Raw genomic sequence first — 5,287 nt, 5'->3', positions numbered from 1 at the left:
CCCATTCCGCCCCCGCCACCAGCGCCACCGCGACCAGAGTCGCCCTTGGCACGCCCCCCGCTGCTTTGGGGACGGGTCGGGCCCTGCAGGGGGATGGAAAGCCCGGCCGGAATTTCCTCCAGATCCAGCGCCATGCGGATATAGCGGCGCAGCGAGATGACCAGTTCCGCCGTGTGGATCGGCTGGCCTGCCGCCATGTCGCTGGCCGCCTGTCCGGCCAGACGCACATGTTCCTCGGTGCCCAGCAACAGGATGTCGGCCAGCGCAGCCTCGCCCGCATCGCGGATGCGGCGCGGGCGGTCCGAGGCTGGCGTGCCACCCTCATCCGTCGGACCGACGGTGCCGTCCAAGGTCGGGATGCCCTCGACAGGCGCGCGCAATTCGCGCAGATGCGCCGGGCTGACGGTCAGCGCCCCGGTGAAGGAGCCGCCCAGCACCCGATAGGCCGCAATCAGTGTCTTGAGCCGTTCATTGATCTGGCGGTTCATGCGCTGTTGGCGTTGCTGGATGGTCAGCATGACCAGCACCCGGATTCCAACGCCGATAAAGGCGAACAGCGCCAGCCCCAGAACGGTCGTCAGGACACCCTGCCACGAGCTGAAATCGAAACTGCGCATTGGCAAGGCCCCCATGATCTGTCCGCAGCAAGCACCCGGCGCGCGCCCGGACGCAAGACCGTCTTGACCGCACCGCGCTCAAACCGCCGTCATCGCGCCCAGGCGCGAAGACGGGTTGTCTCGCCGGGTGGCGCTGGCCACCCGTCCGCAGGGTCACAGGCCCAGACAATGCCGCATGATGGCCTTTTGCGCATGCAGCCGGTTCTCGGCCTCGTCCCAGATGACCGAGGCCGGGCCGTCCATGACGGCGCTGGTCACCTCATCCTCGCGATGCGCGGGCAGGCAGTGCATGAACAACGCGTCGGGCCGGGCCTGATCCATCAGCGCCTGATTGATCTGATAGCCGCGCAGCTGGTTGTGGCGGCGTTCCTTGGCCGATTGCGGATCATGCATGCTGACCCAGGTGTCGGTCACGACCAGATCGGCGCCGATCACGGCTTTTGCGGGATCGCGTTCGATGGTGACCGGGTGGCCCATCTTTGCGGCATAGTCCAGACAGGCGGGTTCCGGGTCCAGCGGCGGCGGGCCGGTGAAGGTCAGATCAAAGCCGAACTGCCCCGCCGCATGGGCAAAGCTGGCAAAGACATTGTTGCCATCGCCCGACCAGACCACCTTCTTGCCCGCGATCGGCCCGCGATGTTCCTCGAAGGTCATGACATCGGCCATGATCTGGCAGGGATGGGTGCGGTTGGTCAGCCCGTTGATCACCGGCACGCTGGCATATTCCGCCATCTCCTGCAGGGTCGCTTCCTCAAACGTGCGGATCATGATCAGATCGACATAGCGCGACAGGACGCGCGCCGTGTCGGCGATCGTCTCGCCATGGCCCAGCTGCATTTCCGATCCCGACAGGATCATTGTCTGGCCGCCCATCTGCCGCACGCCCACGTCGAAGCTGACGCGCGTGCGGGTCGAGGGTTTTTCGAAGATCAGCGCCACCATGCGCCCGGCCAGCGGCTGGTCGTCGTCGGGCGTGCCCTTGGGGCGGCTGTTGCGGGCGGTCTTCATCGCCTGTGCGGTGTCGATGATCGACCGCAGGGCGGCCTTGTCGGTCGTGTGGATGTCCAGAAAATGCGTCATCGGTTCGGTCTTTCGGCGATTTTTGTCATGGAAGCCCGCTTGCACCGCCCGGGTCAAGGGGCGGGCGCGGGGAAAAGGGGGCGCCGCCCCCACCGCGCTGCCGCGCGGCCCCCCCCGGGATATTTTTGTGAAGAAGATGCCTGTGGGGTGGGCGTTGCCTGTCGTCTTCAGCGGAGGGAGGCGGCGGCGCGGTCGAGGCGGGCGACGGCCTCGGCAATATCCTCATCCGTGATGTTCAGCGGCGGCAGCAGGCGCAGGGTCATGTCGGCGGCGGGAACCGTCAGCAGATGCTGGTCATAGGCCGCGCGGACCAGATCGGCGGGGGCCGCGCGGCATTTCAGCCCCAACATCAGGCCCTGGCCGCGCACGCCTTCGAAGACGTCGGGATGGGCGGCGACCAGACCTTCGAGTTTTTGGCGAAACAGGGCGCCCTTGCGGTTCACCTCGGCCAGAAAGGCGGGATCGGCGACGATCTGCATGACCACGGCCCCCACGGCGCAGGCCAGCGGGTTGCCGCCATAGGTCGAGCCATGGCTGCCCGCCACCATCGGTGCCGCCGCCTGTTCCGTGGCCAGCACCGCGCCCAAGGGGAAGCCGCCGCCGATGCCCTTGGCGACCATCATGATATCCGGGGTGATGCCCGCATATTCATGCGCGAAAAGGCGACCCGTCCGGCCCATGCCGCATTGCACCTCGTCCAGCACCAGAAGCGCGCCGGTCTGGTCGCAGATCTCGCGCAGGCCCTTCAGGCAGGCATCGGGCAGCGGGCGGATGCCGCCCTCGCCTTGCACCGGCTCGATCATGATGGCGGCGGTGCGGTCGCTGACGGCGGCCCGCAGCGCCTCGTGATCGCCCCAGGGCAGGGTGCGGAAACCCGGCATCAGCGGGCCAAAGCCCTTGACCATCTTGTCCGCCCCCGAGGCCGCGATGGCGCCTGTCGAGCGACCGTGGAAAGCCCCCTCGAAGGTCAGGATCTGGGTCCGGTCGGGATCGCCCGCATGATCCCAGTATTTGCGCACCATCTTGATGGCCAGTTCCGCCGCCTCGGTCCCGGAATTGGTGAAGAAGACGGTATCGGCAAAGGTCGCATCGACCAGCATGTCGGCCAGCTTTTCCTGTTCCGGAATCTGATAAAGGTTCGAGACATGCCAGATCCGCCCCGCCTGATGGGTCAGTGCCGCGACCAGATCGGGGTTCGCATGGCCCAGCACATTGACCGCGATCCCCGCGCCCAGATCCAGATAGCGCGTGCCGTCGGCGGTGATGGCCCAAGACCCCTCGCCCCGTTCGAAAGCAAGAGGGGCGCGGTTATAGGTCGGCAGGACATGAGGGATCATGGCAAAAGGCTCCGGCAGCGGAAAATGGGGGGGGGTCAGAACGACGAACAGGGACAGGGATGCGGGCCCGGTCAGGGGCAGCATCAGCGTCGGGAGATCAGGGCGCGTCGTTCGTTCATGGCGCAAAGGATGGTCCGGTTCGCGCTTTGACGCAAGCGGGAAAATCCGCCAGAGAGAGGTCAAGGCGCAGCCATGGGGCAGGATATGGAACCGCAACAGGATTATCGGGGCCGGACCGTCGCCTTCATGGTCGGCGCAACGGGGCTTTATGCGGCGACCTCGCTGCTGGCCAAGGCGATCGGGACCGGGGTGCTGGGACCGGCCTTGCCGCCGCTGATGGTCAGTCTGGGGCGGTTCGCCTTTGCCCTGTGCGGGGTGCTGGTGGTGGTGGCGATCCTGCGCCCGGGCCTGTCCCGTCAGGGCGGGACTGGCCCGCGCTGGTCCACGCATCTGGGGCGCACGGTCTGTGGCTGGGTCGGGATTTCGCTGATGTTCGCCGCCGTGGCGCGGATGCCCCTGCCCGACGCCACCGCGATCAGCTTTCTGTCGCCGGCCTTCACCATGATGCTGGCCATTCCGCTGCTGGGCGAACGGGTCGGGCCGATCCGCTGGACCGCCGCCGCCATCGCGCTGATCGGGGCGGTGATCCTGCTGCGGCCCGGTCAGGCGCTGCAGCCTGCTGCCGCCCTGGCGCTTGGGGCCGCCGCCGCCATGGGGCTGGAGGCGATCTTCATCAAACGTCTGACGCGTCGCGAGCCGCCGTTGCAGATCATGCTGGTCAACAACAGCATGGGCACGGTGATCGCACTGGCCGCCGCCGCGCTGATCTGGGTGACGCCCAATGCCGCGCAGGGGCTGGCCTTGCTGGCCATCGGGCTGCTGATGGCGGGGGCGCAGATGCTGAACCTGGCGGCGATGCGGCAATCGGATGCCAGTTTCGTGGCGCCGTTCTTTTACCTGACGCTGGTCTGGGCGGCGGGGTTCGATCTGTGGATCTTTGGCGTTTTGCCCGACGCCGTCAGCCTGGCGGGCGCCGCCGTGCTGGTGTCGGGCGCCGGGCTGCTGGTCTGGCGCGACCGGCAGCGCAAGGGTCCACTTTAGGGCTTCATCCGATAGCCCGAGCGCAGCCAGCGCCAGCCCAGAGACAGCACGCCGACGACCACGCCGGTGCAGATCAGCGCCCCGCGCCAGACCGGCGCGTCGCTGACCCCGGTGACGCCATAGCGCGCCCCGTCGATCAGATAAAAGATCGGGTTCCAGTGCGACAGCATGTTGAAGGGCTGCGGCAGGGCCTGCACGGAATAGAAGGTGCCCGACAAAAAGCTGAGGGGCGTGATGATGAAATTGGTGATCGCCGCCATCTGGTCGAACTTCTGCGCCAGAATCCCGGCCAGAATCCCCAGGCCCCCCAGCATCAGCGCCGCCAGCAGGACGAAGACCAGCGTCCAGCCCGGATGGGCGATGCCGCGCCCGGTGACCAGCACCATGCCCGTGCCGATGACCAAGGCCACCAGCCCGGCGCGCACGACCGATCCGGCCAGATAGCCTGCCAGCAGCTCTCCGGCAGACAGCGGCGGCATCAGAGTGTCAACGATATTGCCCTGCACCTTGGCCGCGGTGATCGAACTGGAGGTGTTGGCGAAGGCGTTCTGGATCACCGTCATCATCAGGATGCCCGGCCCCAGAAAAACCAGATAGGGCAGGCCCATGATGTCGCCCCGCCCGGCCCCAAGCGCCAGCGAAAACACCATCACGAACAGCGCCGCCGTCATCAGCGGGGCAAAGATCGTCTGCTGCCAGACGGCCATGAACCGCATGACCTCGCGCCGTGCCAGCGTGCGCAGGCCCAGCCAGTTGACGCGCCCGAACCGGCGCACGCCCATGGCGGGACTGTCGGACAGGGCGGGTGCGGGCGGCAATCTGGTCGGGGTCATCTGGCAGTCCTTGAATTTCCGGCATCCGGCAGCTAAATCTCGGCATCCCGTTTGTGACGGGGCCAATCGCAGGTTACAAGATGGGGCGGCACGAAGAAGCCCGCCCGGAAAGGCAGCCATGTCCTGGACGGATGAACGTGTCGAGACGCTGAAGCGCATGTGGTCCGAGGGCCAGTCGGCCAGCGCCATCGCCAAGGAACTGGGGGGCGTCACCCGCAATGCGGTGATCGGCAAGGTCCACCGCCTTGGCCTGTCGAACCGCAATGACGACCCCGAACCCGCCCCGGCGGCAGCGCCCGAACCCGTGGCGGCAGCCCCG

General features: G+C 67.2%; 6 protein-coding genes. 2 read left to right on the top strand and 4 right to left on the bottom strand.

Annotated features, from left to right (window positions below; all coding sequences use genetic code 11):
- The 3 genes from EG885_RS21785 to EG885_RS21775 all read right to left on the bottom strand — a co-directional run.
- A partial coding sequence (locus EG885_RS21785) for a hypothetical protein (RefSeq protein WP_207392384.1) occupies window positions 1-632 on the bottom strand: 632 nt, incomplete at its 3' end.
- A 138-nt stretch (window positions 633-770) separates the two neighbouring features.
- Complete coding sequence (argF, locus tag EG885_RS21780) at window positions 771-1,697, bottom strand: ornithine carbamoyltransferase (RefSeq protein ID WP_131578859.1); 927 nt, start codon at window positions 1,695-1,697, stop codon at window positions 771-773.
- A 167-nt stretch (window positions 1,698-1,864) separates the two neighbouring features.
- Window positions 1,865-3,034, bottom strand: a complete 1,170-nt coding sequence (locus EG885_RS21775; RefSeq protein ID WP_131578863.1) for an aspartate aminotransferase family protein — start codon at window positions 3,032-3,034, stop codon at window positions 1,865-1,867.
- 192 nt (window positions 3,035-3,226) lie between these two features.
- On the opposite strand from EG885_RS21775, the gene EG885_RS21770 reads away from it, so the two are divergent.
- Window positions 3,227-4,135, top strand: a complete 909-nt coding sequence (locus EG885_RS21770; RefSeq protein ID WP_131578858.1) for a DMT family transporter — start codon at window positions 3,227-3,229, stop codon at window positions 4,133-4,135.
- On the opposite strand, the gene EG885_RS21765 is transcribed toward EG885_RS21770, so the two are convergent.
- Window positions 4,132-4,968 (bottom strand): ABC transporter permease, encoded by an 837-nt coding sequence (locus EG885_RS21765; protein WP_242679797.1) that lies wholly within the window; start codon window positions 4,966-4,968, stop codon window positions 4,132-4,134. The two genes, EG885_RS21770 and EG885_RS21765, sit on opposite strands and share 4 nt — an antisense overlap.
- A 118-nt stretch (window positions 4,969-5,086) precedes the next feature.
- On the opposite strand from EG885_RS21765, the gene EG885_RS21760 reads away from it, so the two are divergent.
- Window positions 5,087-5,287: GcrA family cell cycle regulator (locus tag EG885_RS21760; protein WP_278248505.1), on the top strand; the 201-nt coding region annotated here is incomplete at its 3' end.

The sequence above is a fragment of the Paracoccus nototheniae genome, from assembly GCF_004335005.1.
Classification (GTDB): domain Bacteria; phylum Pseudomonadota; class Alphaproteobacteria; order Rhodobacterales; family Rhodobacteraceae; genus Paracoccus; species Paracoccus nototheniae.
The sequence above is the reverse complement of the archived record's forward strand: the minus strand, read 5'-3'. Positions and strand labels throughout refer to the sequence as shown.

Coding starts and splice junctions, on each gene's coding strand:
- argF (WP_131578859.1), bottom strand. CDS start 1,697: ATGACGCATTTTCTGGACATCCACACGACCGACAAGGCCGCCCTGCGG.
- EG885_RS21770 (WP_131578858.1), top strand. CDS start 3,227: ATGGGGCAGGATATGGAACCGCAACAGGATTATCGGGGCCGGACCGTC.
- EG885_RS21775 (WP_131578863.1), bottom strand. CDS start 3,034: ATGATCCCTCATGTCCTGCCGACCTATAACCGCGCCCCTCTTGCTTTC.
- EG885_RS21765 (WP_242679797.1), bottom strand. CDS start 4,968: ATGACCCCGACCAGATTGCCGCCCGCACCCGCCCTGTCCGACAGTCCC.